The 15,061-nt window shown below is 36.3% G+C and carries 14 protein-coding genes; 5 read left to right on the forward strand and 9 right to left on the reverse strand.

Annotated features, from left to right (window positions below):
- Positions 1 to 42 precede the first annotated feature (42 nt).
- Positions 43 to 993, reverse strand: coding sequence for a LysR substrate-binding domain-containing protein (locus PMI13_RS12225; RefSeq protein ID WP_007844109.1), 951 nt, complete (start codon positions 991 to 993; stop codon positions 43 to 45).
- A gap of 131 nt (positions 994 to 1,124) precedes the next feature.
- Between PMI13_RS12225 and PMI13_RS12230 the strand changes: the two genes are divergently transcribed.
- From PMI13_RS12230 to PMI13_RS12250, 5 genes are all read left to right on the forward strand, one after another.
- Positions 1,125 to 2,612 carry a catalase gene (locus PMI13_RS12230; protein WP_007844111.1) on the forward strand — a complete coding sequence of 496 codons (1,488 nt, stop codon included), beginning with the start codon at positions 1,125 to 1,127 and terminating at the stop codon, positions 2,610 to 2,612.
- Positions 2,613 to 2,716: 104 nt separating this feature from the next.
- Positions 2,717 to 3,484, forward strand: coding sequence for an enoyl-CoA hydratase/isomerase family protein (locus PMI13_RS12235; protein WP_007844120.1), 768 nt, complete (start codon positions 2,717 to 2,719; stop codon positions 3,482 to 3,484).
- Positions 3,485 to 3,528: 44 nt separating this feature from the next.
- Positions 3,529 to 3,951 carry a deoxycytidylate deaminase gene (locus tag PMI13_RS12240; protein ID WP_007844123.1) on the forward strand — a complete coding sequence of 141 codons (423 nt, stop codon included), beginning with the start codon at positions 3,529 to 3,531 and terminating at the stop codon, positions 3,949 to 3,951.
- A gap of 7 nt (positions 3,952 to 3,958) precedes the next feature.
- On the forward strand, positions 3,959 to 4,870 hold the full coding sequence (gene xerD, locus PMI13_RS12245; protein ID WP_007844125.1) for a site-specific tyrosine recombinase XerD: 912 nt from the start codon (positions 3,959 to 3,961) through the stop codon (positions 4,868 to 4,870).
- Entirely contained in the window at positions 4,870 to 5,385 is a 516-nt protein-coding gene (locus PMI13_RS12250) for an NUDIX hydrolase (RefSeq protein ID WP_007844126.1), read from the forward strand. Before xerD ends, PMI13_RS12250 begins: the two co-directional genes overlap by 1 nt.
- 220 nt (positions 5,386 to 5,605) lie before the next feature.
- On the opposite strand, the gene PMI13_RS12255 is transcribed toward PMI13_RS12250, so the two are convergent.
- From PMI13_RS12255 to PMI13_RS12290, 8 genes are all read right to left on the reverse strand, one after another.
- A complete protein-coding gene (locus PMI13_RS12255) occupies positions 5,606 to 6,064 on the reverse strand; it encodes a heme-binding domain-containing protein (RefSeq protein ID WP_007844128.1) in 459 nt (152 codons plus the stop codon).
- A gap of 11 nt (positions 6,065 to 6,075) precedes the next feature.
- Positions 6,076 to 7,809 (reverse strand): Ig-like domain-containing protein, encoded by a 1,734-nt coding sequence (locus PMI13_RS12260; protein WP_007844130.1) that lies wholly within the window; start codon positions 7,807 to 7,809, stop codon positions 6,076 to 6,078.
- A 25-nt stretch (positions 7,810 to 7,834) separates the two neighbouring features.
- Positions 7,835 to 9,097, reverse strand: a complete 1,263-nt coding sequence (locus PMI13_RS12265) for a serine hydrolase domain-containing protein (RefSeq protein WP_007844132.1) — start codon at positions 9,095 to 9,097, stop codon at positions 7,835 to 7,837.
- A 182-nt stretch (positions 9,098 to 9,279) separates the two neighbouring features.
- Entirely contained in the window at positions 9,280 to 10,203 is a 924-nt protein-coding gene (locus PMI13_RS12270; RefSeq protein WP_007844133.1) for a 2-hydroxyacid dehydrogenase, read from the reverse strand.
- 117 nt (positions 10,204 to 10,320) lie between these two features.
- The gene (locus tag PMI13_RS12275; protein ID WP_007844134.1) at positions 10,321 to 10,860 is read right to left on the reverse strand and encodes an acyl-CoA thioesterase; all 540 of its coding nucleotides are present in this window, start codon (positions 10,858 to 10,860) and stop codon (positions 10,321 to 10,323) included.
- A 12-nt stretch (positions 10,861 to 10,872) separates the two neighbouring features.
- The gene (locus tag PMI13_RS12280) at positions 10,873 to 11,601 is read right to left on the reverse strand and encodes an HU domain-containing protein (protein WP_007844135.1); all 729 of its coding nucleotides are present in this window, start codon (positions 11,599 to 11,601) and stop codon (positions 10,873 to 10,875) included.
- A gap of 283 nt (positions 11,602 to 11,884) precedes the next feature.
- Positions 11,885 to 13,999, reverse strand: a complete 2,115-nt coding sequence (locus PMI13_RS12285) for a TonB-dependent receptor (protein ID WP_007844136.1) — start codon at positions 13,997 to 13,999, stop codon at positions 11,885 to 11,887.
- Positions 14,000 to 14,206: 207 nt separating this feature from the next.
- Complete coding sequence (locus PMI13_RS12290; RefSeq protein ID WP_007844137.1) at positions 14,207 to 14,971, reverse strand: WG repeat-containing protein; 765 nt, start codon at positions 14,969 to 14,971, stop codon at positions 14,207 to 14,209.
- Positions 14,972 to 15,061 lie beyond the last annotated feature (90 nt).

Here is a 15,061-nt window from a genome sequence, read left to right on the forward strand (position 1 = left end):
TTTCTTTAAACGAGAGGCTTATCCTCAAATAAAAGAAAAAAACTATTGCGGTTTTATGCTTACGAATTCTTTTGGATTTTCATTATAATTCAATCTTTCTTTCAATGATAATTGTATAGAAGAAGATAATTCATCAATGATTTTTTGCTTGAAAGTCGGTTTATAATAAATGATACTTATTTCTCTGTAAGGGAAAGGTTTTTTAAATCTGAAGACTTTACTTTTCTGTTCATCAGAAAGCTGGCTTAAAGCTAATTCCGGTAAAATACTGATTCCTCCTACTTTATCCACCATATGAACCAACGTCTGAATATTAGAAGCTAAAAAGTCTAAATTCTTTGGTTTCAAAGTATTTTCCTTCAAATGGCAAATATTCTCAAACTGGCTTCTCAAACAGTTTCCTTCTTCCAAAAGCCAAACTTTTTCCACATTCAGCTCTTCAGGAATTACATAGGTATTTTTCTTATTGGCCTCAGTATCCGAACTGTAAATCATTAATTCTTCATTGAATAAGAAATCCTGATAAAATTCATCAGCGGTATCGTAAGGTGTAGAGATAATTCCGGCGTCAAGCTCTCCGGCTTTCAAAGCTTTGATAATATTATCCGTAGTCATTTCTTTTACATTCATCTGGATTTTCGGATTTTCTTCCAGAAAGCTGAAGATCTCACTTGGTAAAATAAAAGAAGAAACGGTAGGAATAATTCCAAGATTGATTGTACCTCCTAAAATATTATTTAACAGGTTGGCCTTATTCTTCAGCTCATTGACAGATTCTATAATAACCTTAGCCTGATCAATGATCTGAAGCCCTACATCTGTGGTACGGATAGGGTGGGTCGTACGGTCAAAAACCTTTACATCCAGTTCGTCCTCAAATTTCTGTATCATTGCACTTAGCGTAGGTTGCGTAATGAAGCATGCTTGAGCTGCCTTACCAAAATGTTTATACTTATCTACAGCGATAAGATACTCCAGTTGCTGAATGTTCATTTGATTAATATTATCTATTACAAAGATATGATGTTTTTGCTTTCAGCAATTAAAAATTGAAGTAAATTTGATAATTCTTACCCGTAGTATGCGTTCTTACGACACTCATAAATTAAAAAATTCTTAAGTATATGGATTCTAAAAAATTAACATTAAGCAGCGGAGCACCCTATTTTGAACATCAGGACTCCCAGACAGCAGGCCCGAGGGGTCCCGTTTTATTACAGGATTTTATCCTTCAGGAAAACCTGGCTCATTTTGTAAGAGAAAGGATCCCTGAAAGAATTGTTCATGCAAAAGGAACCGGGGCTTACGGGACTTTCACTGTAACCCATGATATCAGCCAATATACAAAAGCAAAACTTTTTTCTAAAGTTGGAAATTCCTGCAGAATGTTTGCCCGTTTTTCCACGGTAGGAGGAGAAAAAGGGAGTGCAGATACGGCAAGAGACCCCCGTGGTTTTGCTTTGAAATTTTATACGGAAGACGGAAACTGGGATCTGGTAGGAAATAATACTCCTGTTTTCTTCATCAAGGATGCTAAAAAATTCCCGGATTTTATCCATACCCAAAAAAGAGTTCCGAAAACCAATCTGAAAAGTGCTACGATGATGTGGGACTTCTGGAGCTTGAATCCTGAATCCCTTCATCAGGTTCTTATTTTAATGTCAGACAGGGGCACTCCCCACGGATATAGGCATATGCACGGCTTTGGCTCCCATACATTCTCAATGATAAATGCAAACAATGAAAGGGTCTGGGTAAAATTCCATTTTAAAACAAAACAGGGCATAAAAAACTTCACCAATGAAGATGCCGTAAAAATGGCCGGAGAAAACCCGGATTTTGCTCAGGAGGATCTTTGTAATGCCATCGGAAACGGTGATTTTCCTAGATGGACTTTATACATTCAGGTAATGACCGAAGAGCAGGCCAGAGATTTCAGGTGGAATCCTTTTGATGTAACCAAAGTATGGTTCCAGGGAGATTTTCCTTTAATTGAAGTTGGAGAAATGGAGTTGAATGAAATTCCTGTTAATTATTTTGCCCACGTAGAGCAATCTACTTTTTCACCCAGCAATCTAATTAACGGAATCAGTTTTTCTCCTGACAAAATGCTGCAGGGAAGGTTATTCTCCTATCCGGATGCACACCGGTACAGAGTGGGAGTCAATGCCCATCAGCTTGAGGTGAACCGTTGTCCTTTTGCAACGAATAATTATCAGAGAGACGGTTTTATGGCAGATGCTAAGGACTATGGTGATCAGCCGAATTATCATCCGAACAGTTTTGACAATATTAAAGCAGATTCTGCTTATAAAAGCTATGATTATGAACTTGACAGTGCCCATGTTGCCAGCTATAACAGAAATGAGAACGATGATGACCACTATACACAGCCGGGATTATTATATACGAAAGCAATGAATTCTGATGACAGGGAAAATCTTATCAATAATATAGTAGGAAGCATGAGAGGAATTGACGGACCAAAGAGAGATGAAATCATCAACCGACAATTATGTCACTTTTTCAGGAGTAATATAGAACTTGGCATGAAAGTAGCATCACAGTTAAACATCAATATTGACGCAAATATGATGAACCATTCCAAATAATTATATTGAACATAAATTCAATTAAAAGGAAAAAAAGTCAATATTTTTTCCTTTTTTTTGTAAAAAAATTATAATTTGCAGAAAATAATATTTTAAATTGGAAAATGAGCTACGAAAATATATTATTAAATAAAGAAGATAAAATATCTATTATTACCATAAACAGACCTGAAAGTCTTAATGCATTAAATGCTAAAACCATTCAGGAACTCAGTGCTGCATTCGATGAATTAAATTCAGATACAAACTGCAGGGCTATTATTATTACAGGAAGCGGAGAGAAATCTTTCGTTGCCGGAGCAGATATTAAGGAGTTTAGTGACTTCGGACAAGATAAAGCAGAAGAGTTGGCCAGAACCGGACATAATTCTCTGTTTAACAAAATAGAAAACCTGTCTAAACCTGTCATTGCAGCAGTTAATGGCTTTGCTTTAGGCGGTGGATTAGAGCTTGCCATGGCATGCCATATCAGATACGCATCGGAAAATGCGAAGCTCGGACTTCCGGAAGTAACGTTGGGATTAATTCCCGGTTATGGAGGAACTCAGAGACTTCCGAAGCTTATCGGAAAAGGCCTTGCCAACGAAATGATCTTCTCAGCCAAAATGATTCCTGCGCAGAGAGCAAAGGAAATCGGATTGGTTAATGAAGTATACCCTATTGAAGATTTATTATTAAAAACAAAAGAATTAGCAAAAATTATTGCCTTTAACTCACCAATGGCAATATCAAAGGCTATCCATGCCGTCAATTTATCAGACACGGATAAAGGTTTCGATACTGAAATTAAATATTTCGGAGAACTTTTTGAACTGGACGATAAAAAAGAAGGAGTTACTGCTTTTATAGAAAAAAGAAAGCCTGGCTTCTAAAAAAAATTAAACTCAAATTATTTCGAAAAAAACAATGTTGCGGTATGAATAAGTTTGATAAAGCTTATCTTAAGATGGCTCAGGAGTGGGCAAAGCTCTCCTACTGTAAAAGAAAGCAGGTAGGTGCTCTTATCGTAAAAGATAGGATGATTATTTCAGATGGTTACAACGGAACTCCTTCGGGATTTGAAAACTGTTGTGAGGATGAAGACGGAAAAACACACTGGTATGTACTGCATGCAGAAGCAAACGCTATATTAAAATTAGCAGCTTCCACTCAGTCTGCAAAAGGGGCGACGTTGTATTTAACGCTTTCCCCCTGTAAAGAATGCAGCAAGCTGATTTTACAGGCAGGTATTACCAGACTCGTGTATATCAATGAGTATTCGGATGACGATGGAATATCGTTCCTGAGAAACCATAATATTGAAATAGAGCAAATTTCTGATTGTGAACTAAAAAAATAAAGCACAAATGACTTGGGATGAAAAAATTAAGGATTTTGAAATCTTTCTTCGTTTCGAAAGAAATTTTTCAGAAAACACTCTCGACGCCTATGTTCGGGACATTAAAAAATTAAAAGAATACGCCGAGGAAGAACTTGACAGTATAGCTCCTGATAAAATCGGGTACGAAAACCTTCAGGAATATATCTTCAATCTCTCCAAACAAAAATTCAGCGAAAGATCTCAGGCACGATGGATCTCTTCCATAAAAGCTTTTTTCAAGTTTCTGCTTGAAGATGAAGCCCGTGAAGACAACCCTGCCGCATTGCTGGAGGGGCCTAAGTTGGGATTGTATTTACCTGACACTTTAAGTCTGCCGGATATCAACAGGATTATCGGAGCAATAGAAATCTCATCGGATCTTGGGAAGCGAAACCAATGTATTATTGAGGTCCTTTATGGCTGCGGGCTGCGGGTTTCTGAGCTTATCGACCTGAAAATTTCAAATATCAATTTTAAAGAAAATTATATTAAGATACATGGAAAGGGAAATAAAACCCGTTTCGTTCCTTTAGCCGATTACACTGCAGAATTACTGGGAAATTATATCAGGGAGGTGCGTTCGAAAAGTAAAATAAATAAGAAATATGAGGACACTTTATTTCTTAACAGCAGAGGTACCTCTATGTCAAGAGTTATCGTATTCCTTATTATAAAAGAACTTACCGATAAAGCCGGTGTAAGCAAGAAAATATCTCCGCATACCTTCAGGCATTCTTTTGCTACCCATTTGCTGCAGAACGGGGCAGATCTTCGTTATATACAGGAAATGCTGGGACATTCCAGCATTACCACTACAGAGGTTTATACGCATCTGAAAACTGAAGAGCTCAGGGATGTTATCCTGACTTATCATCCGAGAAATATTAATATTGTTTAATGAAATTATTGAAATATTGCCCTAGCTGTGGTAAAGAATCTTTACAATGGGATGGTGAAAAAAAATGGAGCTGCCCCAATTGTGACTTCAGGTTATACAATAACGTGGCCGGCGCTGTAGCTGTAGTCATAAGATGTGGGAACGAAATTTATCTTACCCGAAGAAATCAGGACCCTAAAAAGGGTAAGCTGGATCTTGCCGGAGGTTTTGTAGATCCCAGGGAAAGTGCTGAAGAAAGCTGTAAAAGAGAATTATTTGAAGAGCTTCAGCTGGATATCAATATTTCAAATTTAAAATATTTAACAAGTCTTCCTAATATTTATCATTACAAAGAAATTGATTATAATACGATCGATCTGTTTTATGAATATCGGATTTCAGAAAAATTTGAGGCAAGCCTGGAGCTTTCAGAAATCTCAGAAACACAGTGGATTCCTTTAAGTGAAATCAACCTGGAAGATATTGCTTTTGATTCTCAGAAGAGATTTTTTGAACAGTATCTGAAATCTGTTTAAAAATTTATCAATAAAAAAGCGGACCTAGGTCCGCTTTACTCTTTATATAAGTTGGCTTTATTCAAGCCAGATTTTCTTTTTTACAGATTTTTAAAATGCAATCATTTGCGAAAATCAGTGATATTTGTAATTGAAAACCATGTATTTATAACTCACTCAGATTTTGCAAATTATGCAGAATTAACTGTAAGTAAAATTTAAAAGACCTGAAGAAATTGATTTAATAGGTTTTGGATTTCAGCATTTCTTCAAAATAATTTTCAAGCAATACTCTTTCCGCTTCTGATAGATTAGCCTCTTTGTGATAAACAATATACCCGGGCATCGGCATTGTTTTGCCCTGAAGCGTCTGAACAACATTTTTAAGCATATTGGCTTTCAGGTCTGTATTATAAGTTTCCCAAACAGAGAAATTGATATGCTCCCGACCTTCATTGACATGGCTTTTTACAGACCAGGAAACCGGTGCTATATAGGCATATTTCGGGTAAACCGTTTCATTGGAGTGACAATCGTAGCACGCTCCTTTAATCAACGCCGAGATTTTCACCGGAGTTTTTTTTGAATCAACAAAATTAACTTTGTGGTCAACAGGCTTATTATTTCTGTCTATAGGAATAAACTGAATGATCGCAAAAGCCACCAGGCTCCAGAATAGAATCTTCTTTACCGTCTTCATGAACTGGTCTTTTATCTTACAGGTTTAACAAGGGCATTCCCGGATTTCAGATCCTGATCTTCTTTTTCAGTTTCCTTGACAGGTTGCTTTGGAATATTCAGACTTTTGGTATCCAATACCCGTGGGTCCTTTAGGTCCCAGTTTTCATTGGTATCCCATAATGGCCTCACCACAGCAACTTTATAGAAAACATAGGAATCTTCTGCAAAAATTTCATTCTGGAAATCAGCCTCATCCCAATATTTATTATCATTATTGTCTACAAGAATCCTTACGATATACTCGGAAGGTTTTAAAATATCGAATTTAATCTCATTTCCATTCGTATATTTCTGGTAAACCACTTTTTCTGAAGTATCCAATAGCTGGATCCAATAATTGGTAGCAGGAGCATTCTGAAGTTTAAAAGTTACACTGCCGTAGTTTTCAATTTTATCTGCTTCAAAGTCAAAACGTTTCGACTGGGTATTTTTAGCATAGAAAGATGAAACCGTTTCTTTAGGAATCGTCAGCTGGTATTTTTTTCCGGTTATGAAATCAGAATGGACCAAAATCTGGTAAGGGTTTGTTTCCGAAATTTTTGCTGTAAAAGGTAAAGTATTCAGACTGTCTCCCTCTGTTTTAAGGATCCATTTGTCTGAATTGATTTTATCCAGGTAATAATTGGAACTGATTTTAAAGTCGGTCTTTGGAGCTAACAATGATCCTCCGTTATCACTGATCACATCCATTGCATTCTTCGTATTATACTTGTAAAATACAGAAACGGTATCTTGCTTCTTATCGGCATCGTAACTGAACTTTAAATTTTCTGTCGTGCTTTGTCCCACATTATTTTTTACCGCATCGAACCAGATTCTCACTGAATCCGATTTAGACTGATGGGTAACTTTTATATCCTGAAGCTTATCATTTAAAGAAAGAACTTTTACATCATTCGGATGTCCGTCAAAGGTCATTACAATCCCACCCGGTATTTCTTTCATTTCACCATATTTCAATGGCTTTTTAGACGGATAGATTTTTAAATTCAAGCCTGATATGGAGGTCTGCACATCTACAGGATCTTTCTGGAAGCCTATTTTTTCTTTTCCAGGATCATATATTGAATTTCCGTTTTCATCTTCAAATGCAATGATCTTATATTTTCCCGGAGATAAATAATTAAGCTCGTAATAGCTGTCATCATCCACTTTGGTGATATAATACGGTTTCTGCTTATAGTTCATTGTATCCTGTACCTTATATAAGCCCACAACAAGTTTATTATCCGATGTAGATTGCGGCTTTATTGCTACGGCATCTTTTACTTCTCCACTGATGTATAGATCATCTAATTTATCACCGGTTGAAAAAGCAAAATTAAAGTAACGCAAAACATTAGCTTCATTATTATCCGTAATAGAGTTTCCGAAATTAAAATTATAGGTCGTATTGGCCTGTAAAGTATCTTCCCATTGAATAATCAGGTATTTATTCGCGATATTGGAAGGTAAAATACGTTTGATCTTTTTGATCGGTGGTGAGATGATCAGATTTTTGTTGATATCTTTCAACGTTACATATTCATCAAAATCAATACGGAGCTCTTTAATATCCCTCGGAACATTGATTCTTGTTGTATCAATATTTGAGCTTAAAAATTTGGGAGCTAATGTATCTTTCGGCCCTCCTACAGGCGAACCCACTCTTGCACAGGACTGCACAAGAAAACCGATAATGAATAATAAAAAAAATCTTTTCATGAATACGTTTAAGCAAAAATAAACATTATTCTCCAAAAACTTCATGTCCGTTTTTCAAAGAATCCTGATTATCATTCATTACGCTGTGAAGCTTGTCTTTCTGTGCCGGGAAATCCTCAAATAATCCGGATAAAGCAAGTGCAGTATATACTCTGTTTGAATATTTATTACCGATTGCAATAATGGTTACTTTAGATTTTAATAAATGGGCAAAAACTGAATTGGTTCCATGCCACCAGCCATTATGATAGGTCAGCTTCTCTCCGTTATCAAAAATTTTCATTCTGAATCCTAAGCCGTAATTATTCATTCCCGCCTTTTCATTGCTGTATGGCGTGAAAACCATCTGCATCAGCTCCGGCTGAAGGAAATCTTTAGAATACATTGCTTTTGAAAAATTGAGAAGGTCTCTCGGCGTTGTATAGACATTTTTATCTCCATAAATAAGGTCCAGCCTGTCTAAAGGATATAACCTGTTTCCACCATAATAAAAAGACTGGGCTGCGGTAGGAATATCTTTTTCCTGGAAAATATAAGTGTGGCTCATTTTTAAAGGAGTGAAAACCATTTCTTTCATGGCCTGCGAAAAAGGAATTTCCGTTACTTTTTCGATCAGTAATGCCAGTAAGGCAAAATTGGTATTACAGTACATAAATCCGGTTTCCGTATCTCTGGCCAGTTCAGGCTTATACCTGATAATCATATTCAATACATCCTGGTTGGTAATATAGGTTTTTGAAAGCTCAGCCGGCGCCGGTTGAATTTTGGTGATAAAATACTCATATTTCGGAAGCCCGCTTCTTTGGGAAAGCAAAGACTTCACAGTCACTCCCGGATAAGGAAACCCCGGAAAATATTGTGTTATATGATCTGTTAATTTTATTTTCCCCGCTTCTATCAGCTTCATCATTGCCATTGCCGTCATTGTTTTTGAAACTGAAGCCACATGTAAAGGAGTATCTTTATCAATAGGCATCTGATTTCCATCCCGTCCGAATCCCCTGTACTTTTCATACAAAATATCATCTCCCTTAGCCACCAGAATTCCACCGCTAAGGTCACTCCCTTCCCAGACTTTTTTATAATACTGGTCAATATACTGAATAAGTGAATTTTTATCAGAAAGCTGTTCATCATCTTTTGTAAAGACTTTGCTTAGATCTACGTTTCCATAATTAGGAAGACCCGTCGTATTTTCAGCAACAGATTCTTTTGATTCGGATTTATTTTTACAGGAAAAAAGAAATAAAAAAACAGTGATAACTAATACAAAATTACGCTTCTTCATGAGTTTCAAAAATGAGCGGCAATTTAATAAAACTCAAAATAAATATTAAATACTCGGAGTATATTATGAATTATTTAACATAAAGAGAATTATCAATTTGCAAAATTGCTAAAAGGCAGAGAAGCCTAATTGTAAAACTGCAAAACCGTAAACAACAAGGATGATTTTACAGTTTTACAACTTTAAGACGCTAAAATCTTATCTACAATCACCTGAGCCAGTTTTTCCTTGCTCTGATGGGTCCATCCTGCGATATGGGGAGTAACAATCACTTTTTCAGAGCTCAGAAGGTATTGTAAATCTTCATTTTCGGTTTCAAGATTTTCAAAAGAAGACTTTTCATATTCCAGGACATCAAGACAAGCTCCTTTTATTTTCCCGGACTTTATCGCTTTAACTAAGCTTTTAGTTTCCACATTTTTCCCTCTTGCTGTATTGACGAAATAAAATTCTTTATCCATTTCAGAAATAAAGTTTTCATCAATCAGATAATGGGTTTCAGGGGTGATAGGAATGTGCAGGCTCAGAATATCTGCTGTTTTTTTCAATTCTTCCAGGCTAACCTGTGTGGCATATTCATCCGAAAGACCAGAAATAATATCATGGAAAATCACTTTACAGCCAAAACCTGAAAATCTTTTGGCAGTGGCTTTTCCCATATTACCATAACCTATCAGTCCTACTGTTTTTCCCAACAGCTCATCACCTCTGTTTTCTTCTCGTTTCCATATCCCGTTTTTAACTTCCTGAGAAGCAATGAAAAGACGGTGCATCAGGAATAATAACATCCCTATTACATGCTCTGCAACGGAGTCTCTGTTTCCTTCCGGAGAATTGATGAGCTGAATTCCCAGTTTTTCAGCTACCTCAACATCGATGTTTTCCATTCCGGCTCCTACCCTTGCAATGAATTTAAGATTTTTTCCTTTTTCAAGGAAATTTTTATCCAGGGGAATCCTACTTCTAATGATTATTCCGTCATAATTTGAGATCTTAAGACAAACCTCATCGTAAGAAGACGAAAAATCCTCTTCCAGAGTATAGTTCTTTTCCAAAAGCTGTTCGGTAATAAGAGGATGGTTTTTATCTAAAAGGAGAATCTTCATTTTTAATATTTTTAACGCAAAGTCCGCAAGGATAAAAAAAACAAAAATGCTTTTAAGTTCGCAAAAGCGTTAGCACTTAGCAAAAATTAAAAGCATTTGATTTATTTTAAATATAAGTTATTTTTCTTTTTTAGGCTCCTGAGGTTCCTGGAATAATTTTTTCAGCTCCACGGATTCCAAAGGCTTCATTCTTCCGGAAAGTATTAATGATAATTCTTTTCTACGGAAAGCAGCAGCAAATCTTTCTTTTTCTTCTTCCGTTTCGGGAACCATTTCAGGAATCGGGATCGGGCGGTTGAATTCATCTACTGCCACAAAAGTATAAATACCCGCATTCGTATGGATCTTCTTCTGATTAATAGGATCATCCAACCAGACATCTACATACACTTCCATCGATGTGGAAAAAGCTCTTGAAACTTTGGATTCTAAAACCACAACTCCCCCTTCAGGAATCGGATGATTGAAAGAAACGTGGTTTACAGAAGCTGTTACCACTCTTCTTTCACAGTGTCTTGCCGCAGAAATAGATGCACAACGATCCATTTTCGCTAAAAGCTCACCTCCAAAAAGGTTTCTTAAAGAATTGGTTTCGTTCGGAAGTACGATATTAGTCATAATGGTCAGGGATTCTGACGCTTTTTTTATTTTTCCCATTGAGTCCTAGTGTTATTTTCTGGAGTTTGAATGAATTCCCGTTGCTTTCCCGGCAGGCTTTATCAATGAATCTTTTTTCAGAGAATCTGATTTTTTGACCTGTGTCGAATCTTTTTTAATCGATGCCGTATCCTTTTCTATTCTTTTTGTTTTGGTCTGTACGGAAACTTTATCAAAAGATTTTTTTCCGAAAATAAGCTCCTGTTGGGTATACCCTACATAAAGCAATCCTAAAACAGGCACAGCAAAAAGAAAAATCCACAGAACAGATTTATTGAACTGATAATCTTTTTCTTTGTTTTCCGGGGATGCTGAATTTTCAGCATTATTCATTTCAGAAATCCGGATTTCTTCCAGACCATAAAAATCAGGATGATCGGATTGCAGCCTGTTTCCTTTAAAATGGGTCTGTCCGTCTTCAATAAAAATCGTTCCGAGATTCTGAATTTCCAAAATCTGCTCTGACTGAAGTTTTTTCTTCCAGAAATCGGTCTGAATCTTTAAATCACTTTTCGCAACCGCCACAGACATCTGTTTTTGAGTATTCATGAAAGTAATAAGCTCATCAGACTGAACCTCATAATCAGAAAGAAAAGCAATCCGGCTTGCAGGCGGAAGGATGCTTCCGTTTTCCGAGTTGATAATTGCCTTGGAATTTTCAAGAGAAAACACACCAAAGCCCGGAACTGTAACAGAACCAAATTGTTTCAGATATTCTAAAATGTAAGCTGAAATATTCATCTGGCAGCAAATTTATAACTTTTTCATGACTTTTCGGGACATTTATTTGTATAAAAAAGGCCTGTAACAATGGCTCTCTAAATGTCATTTTCTGAATTTATCATCTGATTTTAATTATTTCTTTTACATCCTTAGTTTTGAGGATTAAAATATTTATTCTTATCATAAAACATTAAATTCCATTGGATTTATTATTAATAAAAAAAGACCGCCGAAGCAGTCTTTAAAAAAAATTGAATCTAACATTTTACTTTATATTAATGTAAAATATCCATAATGAGTATTACTGAATTTTCCAGCTGATCCCGAACATAAAATTAGTTCCGGCCTGGGAAAAATAATAGGGTTCTCCATCATAAACCGCACCATTATTCACATATTTTTTATTGAAAATATTGTTCACCAGTAATTTCAAAGCAATGTCATTATTTGCAATCCTGAACTGATACTGGGCATTAAAATCGGTAAGAAGGTAATCTTTAAGCTGTAAATTTTTGTCTTCCGTATTATCGAGATACTGCTTTCCTACATATTGATTCATCAAAGAAAACTGGAATTTTTTGTTGGGATTAAATTTCAGTCCAAGATTGGCGACAACATCCGGGGAGAATGAGATTTGTGTATTTCCTAATTCTTCAACTGCCGTTTCATTTTCTATTTTAAAATCCTGGTTTCTGTTCTGGCTTAAACTTACGTTTCCGGAAACTTCCCATTGCTCGGACAGCTTTGCCAATGCCCCGATTTCAATCCCTCTCCTGTAGCTTTCTCCTGAATTCGTTCTGATGAAAGCCCCTACATTATTAAGTTCACCATTTAAAACCAACTGATTCACATAATACATATAATACAAATTGGCCGTCACAGATACAATTCCGAACTGTTTTTCCAATCCGGCTTCAAAATCGTGAAGCTTCTCTGCCTTTACATCATTGTTGGCAATCAGGTCATCCCTGTTCGGCTCACGTTGGGCATGGGCATAAGACAGGAATACTTTCCCGTTTCCTATTTTATAATTTACACCGGCTTTTGGATTGAAGAACAGCCAGCTTTTTTTCAGATTTGCCCCTTCATCATCACCTGCCATGATGATTTTTGTATCGTAATCGATATTTCTAAGCTGCAAATCACCAAAGAATTCAAAATTATTGACCCTGAATAATGCTTTTGCAAACCCGGCCACTTCGTTTTTCACAGAACGCCCTCTGTAATATTCATGCTCATCGATCGGATAAAAAACTCCGGTCACGTTTCCGAAATGTCTTCCATAGTACTGGTTCCCTACAGCTCCGAAATTAAGATCGAGATTATCAAACTTCCCGTATAAAGTGGAAACGATCCCATAAAAGTCATTATCCAGCCATTTTTTCCTGATAAAATCAGAATATTCTATGGTCTCATTGCCTTCAATAATATTCGGCAAATTATATCTTGAAAAAGGGTCGCCCTGCTTATAATTTTCATAATAACCTTTTCCTTTTGTATAGTGTAGCGTTGTTTCCAGGTTCCAGTTGTCATTGATTCCTTGCTCCCAAAGCAACTGATAATGATTTTGTCTGTAGTTATCCGTTTCATTATTGTAGAACCCGACAATATTCTCCCAGTTGGCATCATAAATCGCTCCCGAATAATTGAATTTAGGATCATTTTCCCAGGTTTTCCGGTCAATTCCGTTCCATGCCTGGTAAGTTTTTTCCTTTCCTCCAAAAGCCATTAAACGCAATCTTGTTTTTCCTTCTTCAAATAATGCTGTGAAATTGTAAGAATCTAATTTTGATGAAGCCCGGTCTATGTATCCGTCAGACTGGATATGAGTATACCTTCCCATCACGGAAAGACGGTTTTTCCAGAACTTCCCGGAACCTATTTCAGCGGAATACTTATACGTACTGAATGATCCGTAGCTGTCATCTGTTTTTACATAAAACGTTTCCTCAGGATCTTTGGAGATCACATTGATACTTGCCCCAAAAGCTGAAACCCCATTATTGGAAGTTCCCACTCCCCTTTGAATCACGATCTGTGAAGCAGAGCTCGTTAAATCCGGAACATTGACAAAAAAAGTCCCCTGGCTTTCAGAATCATTAAATGGTACTCCATTCATCATTACATTAATTCCTCTACCGGCAACTCCACGGATCCTGAAGCCTGTATAACCCACTCCGTTTCCTGCATCGGAAGTAGAAATAACGGATGTCTGATTTTTTAAAAGAATAGGCAGATCCTGTCCAAGGTTCTTGCTGTCAAGATCTTTTTGAACGTTGATGATTTCTTTAGCAACGGGAAGCCTTTTGGTGAAATTAACAGCTTCAATTTCCTTGATTTTTAAAGTGTCCCTGTTTTGAGTCTGGGCAAAAGCCAGTGAACTTGCCGTAAGCCCTAAAAAAAATAATCCTTTCATTCTATAAATTTTAAAATTTAATGAATAAAAGGGGATCGATAAGATATTATACAATTCCGACGCCCTGAAGAGTCGAAGTCTCCCTAAACGGCATTACCCGTTCCAGGTTCTTTGGGTATAATCTCAGCCTTTTACAGCACCCCTTTATTTCAGCTGCAAAATTACAAAAAATATTTGAGCTATGCGGATTAGGAATTTAAGCTAAGTTTAATATGCCTTATTCGAAGAGTCGATGTAATAATAGTTGGTTCCGTCTTTGGTTACTTCAAACATTTTCCCAAGTTTCCAGCTGAAGTTTCTTTTGATATTAGTATATTCAAATGGAATAACAACTTTATTATGTACGTCTATCACACCAAACATATCATTCTGAGAAGCTACAATCATCGGGTTTGAGACATCATCTCCTTCCATAATATGAAGATATTCGTATTGGGGATAAATCTGATATTGCCTGTAATCGGCAGCATTTACAAACTGTGAGGGCTCTATAATCCCATAGAATCCGTTTAAAATATAAGCCTGATATTGTTGCTTCTTAAATTCTACTTTGCATTTTCCCAGGTCTGAGCTTTTGTATTGATAAACTCTTTTACCGGCCTTGTCTATTCTGTATGAAATAAGATCTTTTTCAACAGTTCCATAATTTTTAGTCCCGTATTTTCTTATTTTTTCATTCGGTGAAGCCAGGAGGTTGCAATCTTCAGCAAAAAAAACCGCGATATGGTATTCCGGCTGAACAATAAATTTTCCCTTCTGATTAATGTAACCAAACTTTTCGTCTCTTTTTTGTGGAATCAGAACGGGAACTTCCTGATTGATCACAACCAAATCAGGATTGGGTTTAGGTTCCGAAATTTTTTTAACAGCTGTCTTAACACCGTTTTTCACCGGAATTTTCTTTACAGATTTGGTCTGTGAAAAAACAAAAACAGAAATAAAGATTCCAAAAAAACACGCACTATTTTTCATATTCATCATTTGTCTGCAAAAATACGACCAAAAATAGAAAATATAAAAAACATATTTATAAAGAATCTAAATAATTTAACTTAGATAAAA

The sequence above is a fragment of the Chryseobacterium populi genome (genome assembly GCF_000282115.1).
GTDB classification, from domain to species: Bacteria; Bacteroidota; Bacteroidia; order Flavobacteriales; family Weeksellaceae; genus Chryseobacterium; species Chryseobacterium populi.

Bases quoted from the DNA above. Each gene is read 5' to 3' on its own strand.
- PMI13_RS12225 (WP_007844109.1), bottom strand. From the start codon at position 993: ATGAACATTCAGCAACTGGAGTATCTTATCGCTGTAGATAAGTATAAA.
- PMI13_RS12230 (WP_007844111.1), top strand. From the start codon at position 1,125: ATGGATTCTAAAAAATTAACATTAAGCAGCGGAGCACCCTATTTTGAA.
- PMI13_RS12235 (WP_007844120.1), top strand. From the start codon at position 2,717: ATGAGCTACGAAAATATATTATTAAATAAAGAAGATAAAATATCTATT.
- PMI13_RS12240 (WP_007844123.1), top strand. From the start codon at position 3,529: ATGAATAAGTTTGATAAAGCTTATCTTAAGATGGCTCAGGAGTGGGCA.
- xerD (WP_007844125.1), top strand. From the start codon at position 3,959: ATGACTTGGGATGAAAAAATTAAGGATTTTGAAATCTTTCTTCGTTTC.
- PMI13_RS12250 (WP_007844126.1), top strand. From the start codon at position 4,870: ATGAAATTATTGAAATATTGCCCTAGCTGTGGTAAAGAATCTTTACAA.
- PMI13_RS12255 (WP_007844128.1), bottom strand. From the start codon at position 6,064: ATGAAGACGGTAAAGAAGATTCTATTCTGGAGCCTGGTGGCTTTTGCG.
- PMI13_RS12260 (WP_007844130.1), bottom strand. From the start codon at position 7,809: ATGAAAAGATTTTTTTTATTATTCATTATCGGTTTTCTTGTGCAGTCC.
- PMI13_RS12265 (WP_007844132.1), bottom strand. From the start codon at position 9,097: ATGAAGAAGCGTAATTTTGTATTAGTTATCACTGTTTTTTTATTTCTT.
- PMI13_RS12270 (WP_007844133.1), bottom strand. From the start codon at position 10,203: ATGAAGATTCTCCTTTTAGATAAAAACCATCCTCTTATTACCGAACAG.
- PMI13_RS12275 (WP_007844134.1), bottom strand. From the start codon at position 10,860: ATGGGAAAAATAAAAAAAGCGTCAGAATCCCTGACCATTATGACTAAT.
- PMI13_RS12280 (WP_007844135.1), bottom strand. From the start codon at position 11,601: ATGAATATTTCAGCTTACATTTTAGAATATCTGAAACAATTTGGTTCT.
- PMI13_RS12285 (WP_007844136.1), bottom strand. From the start codon at position 13,999: ATGAAAGGATTATTTTTTTTAGGGCTTACGGCAAGTTCACTGGCTTTT.
- PMI13_RS12290 (WP_007844137.1), bottom strand. From the start codon at position 14,971: ATGAAAAATAGTGCGTGTTTTTTTGGAATCTTTATTTCTGTTTTTGTT.